Source organism: Bradyrhizobium daqingense (assembly GCF_021044685.1).
Taxonomy (GTDB): Bacteria; Pseudomonadota; Alphaproteobacteria; order Rhizobiales; family Xanthobacteraceae; genus Bradyrhizobium; species Bradyrhizobium daqingense.
Window position 1 is genome coordinate 4,205,026 of the sequence record NZ_CP088014.1, and the last position, 12,875, is coordinate 4,217,900.

Genomic DNA, 12,875 nt, shown 5'->3' on the forward strand with positions numbered 1-12,875 from the left:
CATCGTGATCAACGGGGGCGCTGCTTGGTGATGACCGGTCTTGGCGCAACGATGGTGCGGGCGGGCAAGCGGCTGCTGTCGTCGCTGCCGGCGCTGTTCGGCGTCCTGGTCTTCACTTTCTTGCTGATGCGCGTCCTGCCCGGGGACCCCGCGGTGTTCTTCGCCTCGGGACCCAATGCGGGCAAGGAGGAAATCGAGCAGATCCGCAAGCAGATGGGCCTCGACAAGTCGGTGCCGGAGCAACTCGTGTTCTATCTCTCCGACATCGGCCGCGGCAATCTCGGTCGCTCCATGATGACCGGGCAGCCGGTGCTGAAGGATCTGCGCGAGCGGCTGCCGGCTTCGCTGGAGCTCACCTTCACCGCGCTCCTGATCGCGCTGATTGCGGCGGTGCCGCTCGGCGTAGTCGCGGCGCTGCGGCCGGGATCGATCGTCGATCACGGCGTCCGGCTGTTCTGCGCCCTCGGCGTCTGCGTGCCGACCTTCGTCTCGGGGCTGCTCTTGATCTACGTCTTCTATTATCTGCTCGGGCTTGCGCCTGATCCCACCGGGCGAATCGACGTCTTCACCTCGCTGCCGCCGCAGCGCACGGGCTTCCTGTCGATCGATTTCCTGCTTGCCGGCGACTTCGAGGGCTGGTGGGCGGCCTGCAAGCAGCTGATCCTGCCGGCGGTGAGCATGGCGCTGTTCGTGATCGCGCCGCTGGCGCGGATCACGCGTGCCTCGATGCTGGTGTCGCTCGGCAGCGATTTCGTGCGCACTGCACGTTCCGTCGGTTTGTCCTGGCGCAAGGTCGTCGTCACCTATGCGCTACGGAACGCGATCCTTCCCGTCATCACCATTGCCGGCATCGTGTTCTCCACTATGCTCGGCGCAAACGTGCTGGTCGAGAAGGTGTTCTCCTGGCCGGGCGTCGCCTCCTACGCGCTCGATGCGCTCTTGTCGTCCGACTATGCACCGGTGCAAGGATTCGTGCTGCTGATGGCGAGCCTGTTCGTGCTGGTCAATCTCGTGGTCGATATCTGCTACGGCATCGCCGATCCCAGGGTCTCCATCGAATGACCAGCGCAACCCTCCGCCATTCAGTCTGGATCTTGCGCGGCAATCCGCTCACGGCGGTGGCTGCGGCCGGGGTGACGCTGTTCGTCCTGCTTGCGATCTTCGGGCCCTGGATCGTGCCCTATGATCCCGTGGTTTCCAACGTGTCGGAGGCGTTGCAGCCGCCGAGCGCAGCCCATCTCGCCGGCACGGACCAGCTTGGGCGCGACGTGTTCAGCCGTCTCATCATCGCCGCGCGGCTCGATCTCGCCATCGCGGTGTCGGCGGTCGGCATCTCCTTCATGATCGGCGCCGTCGTCGGCTCGTTCTGCGGCTATGCCGGCGGCCGGCTCGATCGCGCCGTCGGCCGCTTCGTCGACGTGATGATGGCCTTTCCGCTGTTCGTGCTCGCCATGGCGATGGTCGCGGCCCTCGGCAACCGCGTCGAGAACATCGTGATCGCGACCGCGATCATCAATCTTCCCTTCTACATCCGCTTCGCGCGCGCCGAGGTGAATGTCCGTCGCAACGTCGGCTGGGTCGAAGCGGCGCGCGCCTGCGGCGAGAGCCATTTCTCGGTGGTGCTCCGTTTCCTGCTGCCGAACATCCTGCCGGCGATGGCGGTGCAGATCTCGCTCAATCTCGGCTGGGCCATATTGAACGCGGCTGGCCTGTCCTTCATCGGCCTTGGCGTCAAACCGCCGACGCCGGAATGGGGCATCATGGTCGCGGAGGGCGCGCGCTTCATCTCGACCGGACGGTGGTGGCTGGTGGCCTTTCCAGGCCTCGCACTGATGCTGGCCGTGCTGTGCTTCAATCTCCTCGGGGATGGGATGCGGGATATTCTCGATCCCCGCATGCGCACATGAGCGAGGACCTGCTCAGGATCGACGACCTCCACGTCGCCTTCTCGACGCGGCGCGGCGTGGTGGAGGCCGTGCGTGGGGTGACGCTCTCGGTCGAGAAGGGCGAGATGCTCGGTCTCGTCGGAGAAAGCGGCTCGGGCAAGTCGGTGACCGGCTTTGCAACGACACGGCTGCTCGATGCCGCCGGGCGCGTCACCGGCGGCAAGATCCTGTTTCGCGGCCAGGACGTGACCAAGCTCCGGGGCGACGACCTCCGTCATCTCCAGGGCGCCGCGATGTCGATGATCTTTCAGAACCCGCGGGCGGCGCTGAATCCCATCCGCACGATCGGCCTGCAGATCGCGGATGCGATCCTCACCCACAAGCGGATCTCGAAGGACGCCGCGCGGGCCCAAGCGCTCGATCTGCTGCGCGCGGTCCAGATCCGCGATCCCGAGGCGCGGATGAATGCCTATCCGCACGAGCTCTCGGGCGGCATGTGCCAGCGCGTCATGATCGCGATCGCGATCTCCTGCAATCCCGCGCTCCTGATTGCGGACGAGCCGACCACCGGTCTCGACGTCACCACGCAGAAGGTGGTGATGGATCTCCTGGCGGGCATCGCCGCCGCACGCGGAATGGCGACCATCCTGATCACGCACGATCTCGGGCTCGCGGCGCGCTATTGCCGTCGCATCGCGGTGATGGAGCGCGGCCGCATCGTCGAGGAGGCGAGCCCGAGGACGCTTTTCGGCGCGCCGAAGCACGCCTATACGAAACGCCTCGTCGCGGCATCGCCGACCGCAACGTCCCGGATCGAGGATCTCGTGACCGAGGAGGAGCGGGAGCGTCACGTGACCGTCGTCGGCAAGCCCCGGCAGGAACCGGCACACGGGACGCCGCCGCTGCTCGAGGTGCGCAAGCTCGCGAAGCGTTTCGACCAGGGCTCTGCTGCGGTCGCCGACTTCTCCATGACGATGGCCGGCGGCGAGAGTGTCGGGCTCGTCGGCGAATCCGGTTCAGGCAAGAGCACGACCTCGCGCATGATCTGCCGCCTGATCGATCCGAGCGAGGGCGACATCGTGTTCGACGGGCAGTCGATCGGCCATGTGGTATCGCGTGACTTCCACCGGTCGCCCTTGCGCAAGGACATCCAGATGGTCTTTCAGGACCCGAACGAGAGCCTCAACCCGCGCTTCACCGCCTTCGACTGCATCGCCCATCCCTTGATGCGGCTGGATGGCATGCGGGCGGGCGACGCGCTGCGCCAGCGCGTCGAGGAATGCGCCGAGCGCGTGGGGTTGCCGCTGGATCTCTTGCCGCGCTTCCCGCATCAGCTCTCCGGCGGCCAGAAGGCCCGCGTCGGCATTGCCCGTGCCATTGCCTGCCGGCCGCGGCTCCTCGTGCTGGACGAGCCGACCGCTGCGCTCGACGTCTCGGTGCAGGCGGTCGTGCTGCAGCTGCTCGATCGCCTCAGGCGCGAAAACGACATTGCGCTGCTGTTCGTCAGCCACGATCTCAACGTGGTGCGCATGCTGTGCGACCGCACCATCGTGCTGCGCAATGGCGGCATCGTGGAGCAGGGGGAGAGCCGGGCGCTATTCGACAATCCGAAGACCGACTACACCCGCAAGCTGGTCGAGGCGATCCCGCATATCGAGACCGGCGAGGTGCTCGCGGCGGCCCTCTAGGCTGCCGCTATCTGCCTGCGCCGCTCGCAAGGACGGAGGAGGGCGACGTCACGAGCTTGCCGAGCCCGAGGTAGACGAGGCCCGCAACCCCGATGCCGAACAGCCAACTCAGATCGGCGCCGCCGAGCAGGTGGATCGAGATCGGCCCCTGAAGCGCGCCGACCAGGCCGTCCTGCACCAGCCATCCAGCAACCAAGCCCGCGAAGAACGCGATCATGCCGGCCCAGTTGATGTCGCCATAGGCGCTGGTCTGCGGCGAGCGATAGAGCTCGGCGACGTCGATCTTGCCCTTCCGCTTGATGAAGAAGTCGGCCAGCACCACTCCGGCCCACGGGCTCATCCACAGCAACAGGCTGATCATCCAATGGTCGAACGCCTTCGCGAACGACGGCGCGAAGATGAAGTAGAGGGTAACCAGATAGCCGGCGACGCCGACGATGACGGTGAGCCACAAGCGCGAGAGTTTCAGCCCCGCACTCAGGGCTGCCAGCGCTGCCGAATAGACGTTGAGGATGTTGGTTGCGATCGGGCCGTGCAGCACCATCAGGAGGACAAGAATGCTGACGGGACCGCCGAACACCGCGCTGACCATCTTGGCCGGGTCCGTGTCCAGCGTCGTTGAGGCAATGGTCGCGCCGAGAATGCCGAGCCAGACTGTAGGCACGAACATGCCGACATAGCTGTACCAGAACACGGCTTTCGACGGCGTGGAGCGCGGCACGAAGCGCGAATAGTCGGAGGCCCAGGTGACCCAGGAAATCCCCCAGCCGACGCCTATTGCGGTCATCAGCATCGTCAGCGTTGCCAGATGCGCGCCGGGCGACAGCGAGGTGGTCAGGCCCCAGTTGACGACGCCGGGCCGGGTCCAGGCCAGTACGCTCATCAGCACCATGATGGCGATGGTCGGCGGCACCGTGTACTTTTCGAAGGTGCGGATCGCGTAGAAGCCGTAGACGCCGATCATCACCTGCACCGCCATCACCATCGTGATGACGATCATCTCCACCAGCCAGGTGTCGGGCACGCCGAACTGCCCGAGGATGCCCATCGAGACTTTGACCGGGAAGTAGGTGTTGACCCCGATCCAGCCCAGCGTCATCAGGAACATCAGGATGCTCGGCAGATAGGCGCCGCGGACTCCGAACGCGGATCGGCTCAGCACCATCTGATTGACGCCGGTCTTGTGCCCCATCACCGTGAAGGTCGCGAAGATCGCGCAGCCGACGAGGTTGCCGAGCACGATGACCGCGATCGTCTCCATCAGGCCAAGCTTGAGGATGATGCCGAGTGCGCCGAGCGCCCAGTTCACGGGCGCGATGTTGGCGCCGGCCCAGATCCACATCTGCTGCGGTCCGCTCGAATCCCGGTCCGCATCGGGAATGGGCTCGATGCTGTGAAGGTCAGTACGAAGCTCGGATTCCGTCATGACATCCCCCAATGCGAAGCACGCTTCGCATCATCGCAGCATAAATCGTGCCATGGTTTGCGGCGCGAACCGGCGAGGGCGCGCGCGGAGGCCGCGCGGCATGCCTCGCGGCGGATTGCCGCTGCGTTTTCGAGCGCACGCAGGCCCTGCGAGCCGGCGCGTCTGACGCCGGCGTGAGCCGGCCTATGTTGCATGGGCCGGCAGGGATACGATGATAAATTGAGCAGGCCAACTCAAAAGCGCAGCAACTGCATCTAGTCAAATAGGGCAGAGGCACTGTCGCGGCTGGGGTTGCCGGCCACGATGCGCTGCATCATTTCGATGAACTGCGCCTGCTCGCGCTCGCTGAGATCCCCCAGCGTTGCACGATGCGCCCGTCGCGCCGCGCCCTCGATTTTGACCAGCAAAGCTGCACCGGCCGGCGTCAATCGGCACAGGCGTGCCCGGCGGTCGTCCTTGTTGACCGCGCGCTCGACCAGGTGTCGCGCCGCCAGACGCTTCAATGCGCCGGTCGTGGTGGTGCGATCGAGGGCGATATCGGCCGCCAGAGTGGTCTGATCGGCGGTTTCGCGCACTGCCAGCGCCGAAAGGAGGCTGTATTGCAGCGGCGTCACCTCGAATGCGCCGCAGGCTTCCTGAAACAATGCGACGTGAATCTGGTGCAGCCGGCGGATCAGATATCCGGGGCGTTGCGACAAGGGCCAGGGACGGTGCCTACTCCCGCCGCGACGTGTCTTCGCCTGCCGCAATGCACACTCTCCCAATCAGATCTCTGCCGCGCTTAGCTCGATTCGAACCCGCTCGCCACCTCCGGATCATGGCACAGAGCTTGCTTAGGTCAAAATACGAAGCATGCTTCGTAATTCGAGCGAAGCCATCGCTCGTCCAAGGAGAGGAGAGCGCGCCATGTCAGTTACTGCCAGCTTCGACCTTCTGCTGCGAGGCGGTCGCGTGATCTGTCCGGCCTCCGGCGTCGATGGCATCAAGGACGTCGCCGTTCGTAACGGCAGGATTGCAGCTGTCGCGTCCGACATCCTGCCGACCAGCGCCAGGGAGGTCGTCGATGTCAGCGGCAAGCTGGTGCTGCCCGGGCTGATCGACACCCATGCGCATGTCTATCAATACGTCTCCGGCCGCTTCGGCATGAATCCGGACATGGTCGGCGTGCAGTCGGGCGTGACGACGCTGGTCGACCAGGGCGGCCCGTCCTGCATGACGTTGCCCGGCTTTCGTCATTTCATCGCGGAGTCCGCGGCCTCGCGGGTTTATGCCTTTCTATCCGCCTACCTCGTCGGCGGTCTCGAAGGACACTTCTATCCGCAGCTCTACAGTCCCGATGGTGTCGATATCGATGCGACCGTGAAATCGGCGACGGCCAATCCCGACATCGTGCGCGGCATCAAGGCACATGCCGAGATCGGTGGTTTCGCGCGCTGGGGCATTCGCGTTATCGAGATGGCGGCGGAGATCGGCAAGCGAGCCGATCTGCCCGTCTATGTGCATTTCGGCCAGCTCTGGGGTCTTCCCGAGAGCGGTGCCAATGGCGAGGATGCCGACACGATCCTCACGCGCGTCATTCCACTGCTGCGCGAGGGCGACATCCTCGCTCATCCCTTCACACGGCATCCCGGCGGTTTCGTCAACCGCGAGGGCGAGGTTCATCCGGTCATCCAGGCTGCGCTCGACCGTGGCTTGAAGGTCGACGTCGGCCACGGCAGCCATTTCTCCTATCGGCTTGCCAGGAAGGCGATCGCCGCCGGCATCATTCCGACCACGCTGGGCGCCGACATCCACGGTTACAACACCCATGTGCCTGCGCCGGCCGGAACGCCCGACCAGCATGAGGACGAGGAGAACCATCCATTCGCCGGACAGGCCAAGTTCAGCCTGGTCCAGGCGATGAGCTCGATGATGGCGCTCGGCCTGACGCTGGAGCAGGTGGTGCCGATGGTCACCGCCAATCCCGCAAAGATGCTCGGTCGCAGCGAGGAGATTGGCGCACTCAAGGTCGGCATGGACGCTGACGTCTCCGTGCTCACGGAGCAGGACGGCCGTTTCGTGCTCAAGGACAACGAGAAGAACGAGGTGATCGCCGAGCGCCTGCTGCAGCCGGCCTTCTGCTTGCGCGCCGGCAGGCGCTTCGAGGCGGTCGCGCCGATCCTGCCGCATGCCGTTGCGGCCTAGGCCAGGTGGTGAAGGAGAACGGCGGCGTGCGCAGTGAGCGAGAGTTTCCTTCTGGTAAGCCCGGGCAGGGCGTCGGCGCACGGCTGCCGCGGAAGGAGGATGACCGCCTGATGCGCGGCCGCGGCCAGTACGTTGCCGACATCCGTCTCGCCGGCCTTCAGGATGTTGCCTTCGTACGCAGCCCGCTGGCGCATGCGCGGATCCGCGGCATCCACGTGCCCGAACGTCATCGCGGCAGCGTGTTCACGGCCGCCGATCTCGTCGGCGTCAAGCCGATCCGCGCGGTGTCGGGACTTCCGGGTTTCAAAATCTCCGAGCAGCCGGTGCTCGCAACCGGCAAGGTGCGTCAGGTCGGCGAGCTCGTCGCGATGTGCCTCGCGCCGACGCGCGCCGAGGCGGAGGACATCGCGGCGTCGGTGACGCTGGATCTGGAGGAGCTGCCGGCTGTCTACGACATGCTGAAGGCGCGCGAGCCGGGCTCGGCCCTGGTGCATGAGCATTGGGGCGACAACGTCTTCCTGGAGACCAATTACGAGGTCGACATTTCCATCGCGCTGGATGCGCCGATCAAGGTGACGCGCGAGATATCGACCGCGCGGCAGTGCATGTCACCGCTCGAAGGCCGCGGGGTCGTCGCGACCTTTGATCGTCGGGCCGATCAGCTGACGCTGCATTCGGCGGCCCAGATGCCGCACATCACCCGCAGCGGTCTTGCCGAATGTCTCGGCATGGAGGAAGGCCAGGTCCGCGTCATCTCGCCCGACGTCGGCGGGGGGTTTGGTCACAAGGGCATCCTGCTGCCCGAAGAGGTCTGTCTGTCCTGGCTGACGATGCGCTGCGGCCATCCCGTGCGCTGGATCGAGGATCGCCGCGAACATCTCGTCGCCAGCTCCAATTGCCGCGAGCACCACTACAAGATCACGGTCTATGCTAACAGCGACGGCACGTTGCGCGGTATCGATTGCGAGGCGACGGTCGATTCCGGCGCCTACTCGTCCTATCCGTTCTCGGCCTGCCTCGAGGCCGCGCAGGTCGCGAGCATCTTGCCTGGTCCCTACAAGATGCCGGCCTATCGCTGCCGCACCTTTTCGGTCGCGACGAACAAATGCCCGATCCTGCCGTACCGCGGCGTGGCGCGCACCGGCGTTTGCTTTGCACTGGAGCTGATGCTTGACCTCGTGGCGGCCGAAGCAGGGCTCGAACCAGGCGAGGTGCGGTTGCGTAACCTGGTGCGGCCTGAGCAGATGCCGTTCGACAACATCACCAGGAAGCATTTCGACAGCGGCGACTATCCGGAAGCACTGCGTCGCGCGTTGACTATGATCGACATCGATGGCATTCGCGCCAGGCAGGGGCAGGATGAGGCCGACGGTCGTCGCATCGGTGTCGGCGTTTCGATCTATTGCGAACAGGCGGCACACGGCACCTCGGTCTATTCCGGCTGGGGTATCCCGATGGTGCCGGGCCACGAGCAGGCATCGGCGCGCCTCACGCCGGACGGCGGCCTCGAACTGCGCGTCGGCGTGCATTCGCACGGGCAGGGCATGGAGACGACGCTCGCTCAGGTCGCCCATGAGATCCTCGGCATCGACGTCGCGAAGATCCGTATCATCCTCGGCGACACCGCGATGACCCCGTATTCGACCGGCACCTGGGGCTCGCGCTCCATGGTGATGGCGGGGGGTGCCGTGGCCACCGCCTGCCGCGAGCTCGGCGAACGCGCCCGGCGCATCGGCGCCAAACTCCTGCAGCACGACCCGGCCTCTGTGGTCCTGCAAAATGGCGAGGTACGCGGCGTCAATGGCAGCGTCGGACTGAAGGCGATCGCCTACACCTGGTATCGCCGCCCGCAGGATTTGCCGGCCGATGTCGATCCGGGTGGGCTGGAAGTCACGCAAGGCTACAAGCCCGTGCGCGACAGCGGCACCTTCAGTTACGCTGCGCATGCAGCCGTCGTTGCGGTCGATCCTGATCTCGGCGAAGTCGAGATCCTCGACTATGTGATCGTCGAGGACGGCGGCGTGCTGGTCAATCCGCTCGTCGTCGACGGCCAGATTTATGGCGGGCTCGCGCAAGGGATCGGCACCGCGCTTTACGAAGAAATGCCCTTCGATGCCTCCGGCCAGCCGCTCTCGACGACGCTTGCCGACTATCTGCTGCCCGGGCCGACGGAAGTTCCGGCCGCGCGCCTCGACCACATGGAGACGCCGTCGCCTTACACGCAGTTCGGCGTCAAGGGCATCGGCGAGGGCGGAGCAATTGCGCCGCCCGCGGCGATCGCCAATGCCGTCAACGACGCCCTGCGCCCGCTCGGCGTCGAGTTGATGCAGTCGCCGATCACGCCGCATCGGATCGTCGAGGCCGTGCTGGCTGCGCGTGCGGCCGAAAGGAGCGCGGCATGAAACCGGCACCGTTCGCCTATGAACGTCCGCGCGATATCGATGCGGCGCTCTCGATGTTGGCATCCAGCCATGGCTCGGCGAAGATCATCGCCGGCGGCCAGTCGCTCGGGCCCATGCTCAATTTGCGGCTGGTGCAGCCGGAGCTGATCGTCGACATCTCCGGCCTTGCCGAGCTCAAGCGGGCGGAGGTCACCGGCAGCGAACTCGTACTCGGCGCGCTGGTCACCCATTCCGACGTCGAGGACGGTCGCATCACCGATGTGACGCGCGGCGCCATGCGCAGTGTCGCCGCCAACATCGCCTATCGCGCCGTACGCAACCGCGGGACCATCGGCGGCTCGCTCAGCCATGCCGATCCCGCCGCGGATTGGATCTCGGCGCTCTCGGCTTTGGGCGCGCGCGTCACGCTGCGCAGCCTCGGCGGCGCGCGGACGATGGCCGTCGAAGCCTTCGTCGTCAGCGCCCTGGAATCGGCGCTTCAGGCCGGCGAAATCGTCGAGGCGATCCATGTGCCGGCGCGACCGGCTTCGGCGCATTGGGGCTACGCCAAGAGCTGCCGCAAGACCGGCGAGTTTGCCGATGCGATCGGGGCGGTCCTGGTCGATCCGACAGCCACGTCGGCGCGCATCGTAATCGGAGCGATCGACACGGCACCCATCGTCATCGCCGACGCCCGGGAGCTATTCGGCGGCCGGATCGCCGCCGACTACAAGCGGCGCTTCGATGTGCGCATGGCCGATGCGCTTCTTGCGAAGGCCGGCATCGATGACGCTGCGCAGCGACACATCCATGTCAGCGTATTGAAGCGCGCGGTTCTGGAGGCCGCGGCATGAATACGATCGCGCTTCAGGTCAATCGACGTGCGGTGGCGGCATCAGCCGAGCCGCGCACCAGCCTTGCAGATTTCGTGCGCGACAAGCTCGACCTGACCGGCACGCATCTGGGCTGCGAGCACGGCGTCTGCGGCGCCTGCACCGTGCTGCTCGACGGCGTTCCGGCGCGCTCCTGCATCACCTATGCGGCAGCCTGCGAAGGCGCGGACGTCACCACGATCGAAGGGCTCGAGGAGGACGAGGTCACGGCCGAGCTGCGCGCGGCGTTCACCCGGGAACATGCCCTGCAATGTGGCTATTGTACCCCGGGGATGCTGATCTCTGCGCGCGACCTGGTGCTACGTCTGCCCGATGCCGACGAGCGCCAGGTTCGCGTCGGTCTCAGTGGTAATCTCTGCCGCTGCACCGGCTATGTCGGCATCGTGCGGGCGGTCCAGTCCGTGATCGAGGCGAGGCGCATGCGCAACGTCGCGCCGTTGGCGGACGGCGGCCGCAGCATTCTTGGTCCCGCCGGCTCGGGTCGGGCTGGATCTGGCCCAAGCGAGCCGTTGCAGCTCGGGCGGACGGCGCTGGATCGGCAATTTGCCAGCGCTGCCCACCTCAGCATTCCCGATTTCACCCCCTCGGCTGTTCTCGACCAGAGCTTCTCATTGGCGCATCCGCCGGCCGAGGTGTTCGCGGTGTTCGATGACATCGCTGGCATTGCAGCCTGTCTTCCCGGTGTGTCGCTGAAGGGAGCACCGACCCCTGAGCGCGTCGAAGGCGAGATCCGCGTCAAGCTCGGCCCGATCGCAGCGGCGTTCGAGGGGGCGGCACGCGTCGAACGTGATCCTGCGACGCTCTCCGGCCGCATCATCGGCATCGGCGCCGACCGGCGTAGCCGATCGGCGACGCAGGGCGAGATCCGTTATCGCCTGCTTCCGCTCGAAGGCGGCGTGGCGACCGCAGTCGAACTGTCGATCGGTTACACGCTGACGGGAATGCTGGCGCAGGTCGGCCGACCCGGCCTGGTGCGGGATCTCGCCAAGCGTCTGGTTGCGGAGTTCGCCGCAAATCTCGACCGCCACATGTCCGGCGCGCCGTCGGGACGGACAGCTCCGGCGGAGCTCAGCTTCTGGTCGGTTGCATCGGATGTCTTGCAAGCCCGGTTCGCGCGCATGGTTAGCCGTGTCACCGGAAAAAGTGGCCGGAGTGATCGGCGCCCCCCGGGCGCCGCGGAGTGACGAAGCCTGGACTGCCATTACGATCAACAGCGTTGGATTTGGAGAGATGATATGACACGAACACTCGGACTGGTTCCGGCCATCGCACTGGCGACGGCCTTGTTCGGCGCAACGGCAGGAGCGCAGACCATCAAGATCGGCGTCAACGAGCCGCTCACTGGTGCTTTTGCAGCGTCTGGCACCTACGTCGTCAACGGCGCCAAGATCGCCGCCGACGAGATCAACGCCAAGGGCGGCATCCTCGGCAAGAAGATCGAATTGGTGATCGAGGACAACAAGAGCAACCCGACGGAAGCGGCCGCCGTCGCCGAAAAGCTCATCACCAGCGACAAGGTGCCGGTGCTGATGGGCGCCTGGGGCTCGAGCCTGACGCTCGCCGTGATGCCGAAGCTGATGGAATACGAAACGCCGATGGTGGTGGAGACCTCGTCCTCCGGCAAGATCACGACGACGGGAAATCCCTTCATCTTCCGCATCTCGCCGCCCTCGGCGATCGAGGCTGCGGCGTTCAAGGGCATCGTCGACAAGCTCGCGCTGAAGAAGGTCGACTTCCTCGTCATCAACAATGATTGGGGTCGCGGCACCGCCGAGGATTTCAGCAAGATGATGAAGGAGAAGGGAATCGCCGTCGGCCTGGTCGAGACCATGGACCAGGGCGCACAGGACATGAGCGCGCAGCTCTCCAAGATCAAGAGCTCCGAATCCGAAACGGTGATCGTCACCAGCGCGGTCGATCAGCTCACCCTGATCTTCAAGCAGGCTGCGGCGCTCGGCCTGAAGAAGCGCATCATCACCACCGGCGGCTCGCAGAATCCGGACCAGATCATCGCCCAGGCCGGAGCTGCCGCCAACGGCACCATGCACCTGACCACCTTCCTGCCCTGGTTTCCGGAGAAGACGCCGAACCCCGAGGCCACCAATTATTTCATTACGGAATGGAAGAAGCGCGGCTTCGACTTTGCCGGCTGCACCGAAAGCTTCCGCGGCTATGACGGTATCCGCACGGCGGCGGCCGCGATCGAGAAGGCGGGGAAGGCCGAGCCTGCGGCAATCAAGGCTGCGCTCTGGGACATCAACATCAAGGGGCTGAACGGCGACATCGTGTTCCGCAAGTCCGGCCCTGCGGGCAAGGAGAGCGGGCAGAGCCAGCCGAACGTCTATCTCATCGAGATCAACGACGGCAAGATCGAAATGAAGACCCTCTGAGTCATCAGCGCGAGGGCGGCACATTCG

10 protein-coding genes are annotated in these 12,875 nt (G+C 65.6%); 8 read left to right on the forward strand and 2 right to left on the reverse strand.

Translation table 11 applies throughout. The annotated features are described in order from the left end of the window. Positions 1 to 27: 27 nt before the first annotated feature. Genes LPJ38_RS19715 through nikE form a run of 3 tightly spaced genes read left to right on the forward strand, consistent with a single transcriptional unit; the run spans position 28 to position 3,574 of the window. Positions 28 to 1,062, forward strand: a complete 1,035-nt coding sequence (locus LPJ38_RS19715; protein WP_145639863.1) for an ABC transporter permease — start codon at positions 28 to 30, stop codon at positions 1,060 to 1,062. Continuing rightward, complete coding sequence (locus LPJ38_RS19720; RefSeq protein WP_145639860.1) at positions 1,059 to 1,907, forward strand: ABC transporter permease; 849 nt, start codon at positions 1,059 to 1,061, stop codon at positions 1,905 to 1,907. The genes LPJ38_RS19715 and LPJ38_RS19720 overlap by 4 nt, the downstream gene beginning before the upstream one ends. Further along, the gene (gene nikE / locus LPJ38_RS19725; RefSeq protein WP_145639858.1) at positions 1,904 to 3,574 is read left to right on the forward strand and encodes a nickel ABC transporter ATP-binding protein NikE; all 1,671 of its coding nucleotides are present in this window, start codon (positions 1,904 to 1,906) and stop codon (positions 3,572 to 3,574) included. Before LPJ38_RS19720 ends, nikE begins: the two co-directional genes overlap by 4 nt. 7 nt (positions 3,575 to 3,581) lie before the next feature. Here the strand turns inward: nikE and LPJ38_RS19730 are convergent, their stop codons facing one another. After that, the gene (locus LPJ38_RS19730; RefSeq protein WP_167520673.1) at positions 3,582 to 5,000 is read right to left on the reverse strand and encodes a cytosine permease; all 1,419 of its coding nucleotides are present in this window, start codon (positions 4,998 to 5,000) and stop codon (positions 3,582 to 3,584) included. A 254-nt stretch (positions 5,001 to 5,254) separates the two neighbouring features. Further along, complete coding sequence (locus tag LPJ38_RS19735) at positions 5,255 to 5,749, reverse strand: MarR family winged helix-turn-helix transcriptional regulator (protein WP_231088342.1); 495 nt, start codon at positions 5,747 to 5,749, stop codon at positions 5,255 to 5,257. 157 nt (positions 5,750 to 5,906) lie between these two features. Here LPJ38_RS19735 and LPJ38_RS19740 point away from each other — a divergent pair, with 157 nt between their 5' ends. Genes LPJ38_RS19740 through LPJ38_RS19760 form a run of 5 tightly spaced genes read left to right on the forward strand, consistent with a single transcriptional unit; the run spans position 5,907 to position 12,848 of the window. After that, on the forward strand, positions 5,907 to 7,184 hold the full coding sequence (locus LPJ38_RS19740) for an amidohydrolase/deacetylase family metallohydrolase (protein ID WP_145639856.1): 1,278 nt from the start codon (positions 5,907 to 5,909) through the stop codon (positions 7,182 to 7,184). An 8-nt stretch (positions 7,185 to 7,192) separates the two neighbouring features. Beyond that, the gene (locus tag LPJ38_RS19745) at positions 7,193 to 9,586 is read left to right on the forward strand and encodes a xanthine dehydrogenase family protein molybdopterin-binding subunit (protein ID WP_145639854.1); all 2,394 of its coding nucleotides are present in this window, start codon (positions 7,193 to 7,195) and stop codon (positions 9,584 to 9,586) included. Next, positions 9,583 to 10,419, forward strand: coding sequence for an FAD binding domain-containing protein (locus tag LPJ38_RS19750; RefSeq protein WP_145639852.1), 837 nt, complete (start codon positions 9,583 to 9,585; stop codon positions 10,417 to 10,419). Before LPJ38_RS19745 ends, LPJ38_RS19750 begins: the two co-directional genes overlap by 4 nt. Then, a complete protein-coding gene (locus LPJ38_RS19755) occupies positions 10,416 to 11,642 on the forward strand; it encodes a xanthine dehydrogenase family Fe-S subunit (RefSeq protein WP_145639850.1) in 1,227 nt (408 codons plus the stop codon). Before LPJ38_RS19750 ends, LPJ38_RS19755 begins: the two co-directional genes overlap by 4 nt. Positions 11,643 to 11,693: 51 nt before the next feature. Beyond that, positions 11,694 to 12,848, forward strand: coding sequence for an ABC transporter substrate-binding protein (locus tag LPJ38_RS19760; RefSeq protein ID WP_145639848.1), 1,155 nt, complete (start codon positions 11,694 to 11,696; stop codon positions 12,846 to 12,848). Positions 12,849 to 12,875 lie beyond the last annotated feature (27 nt).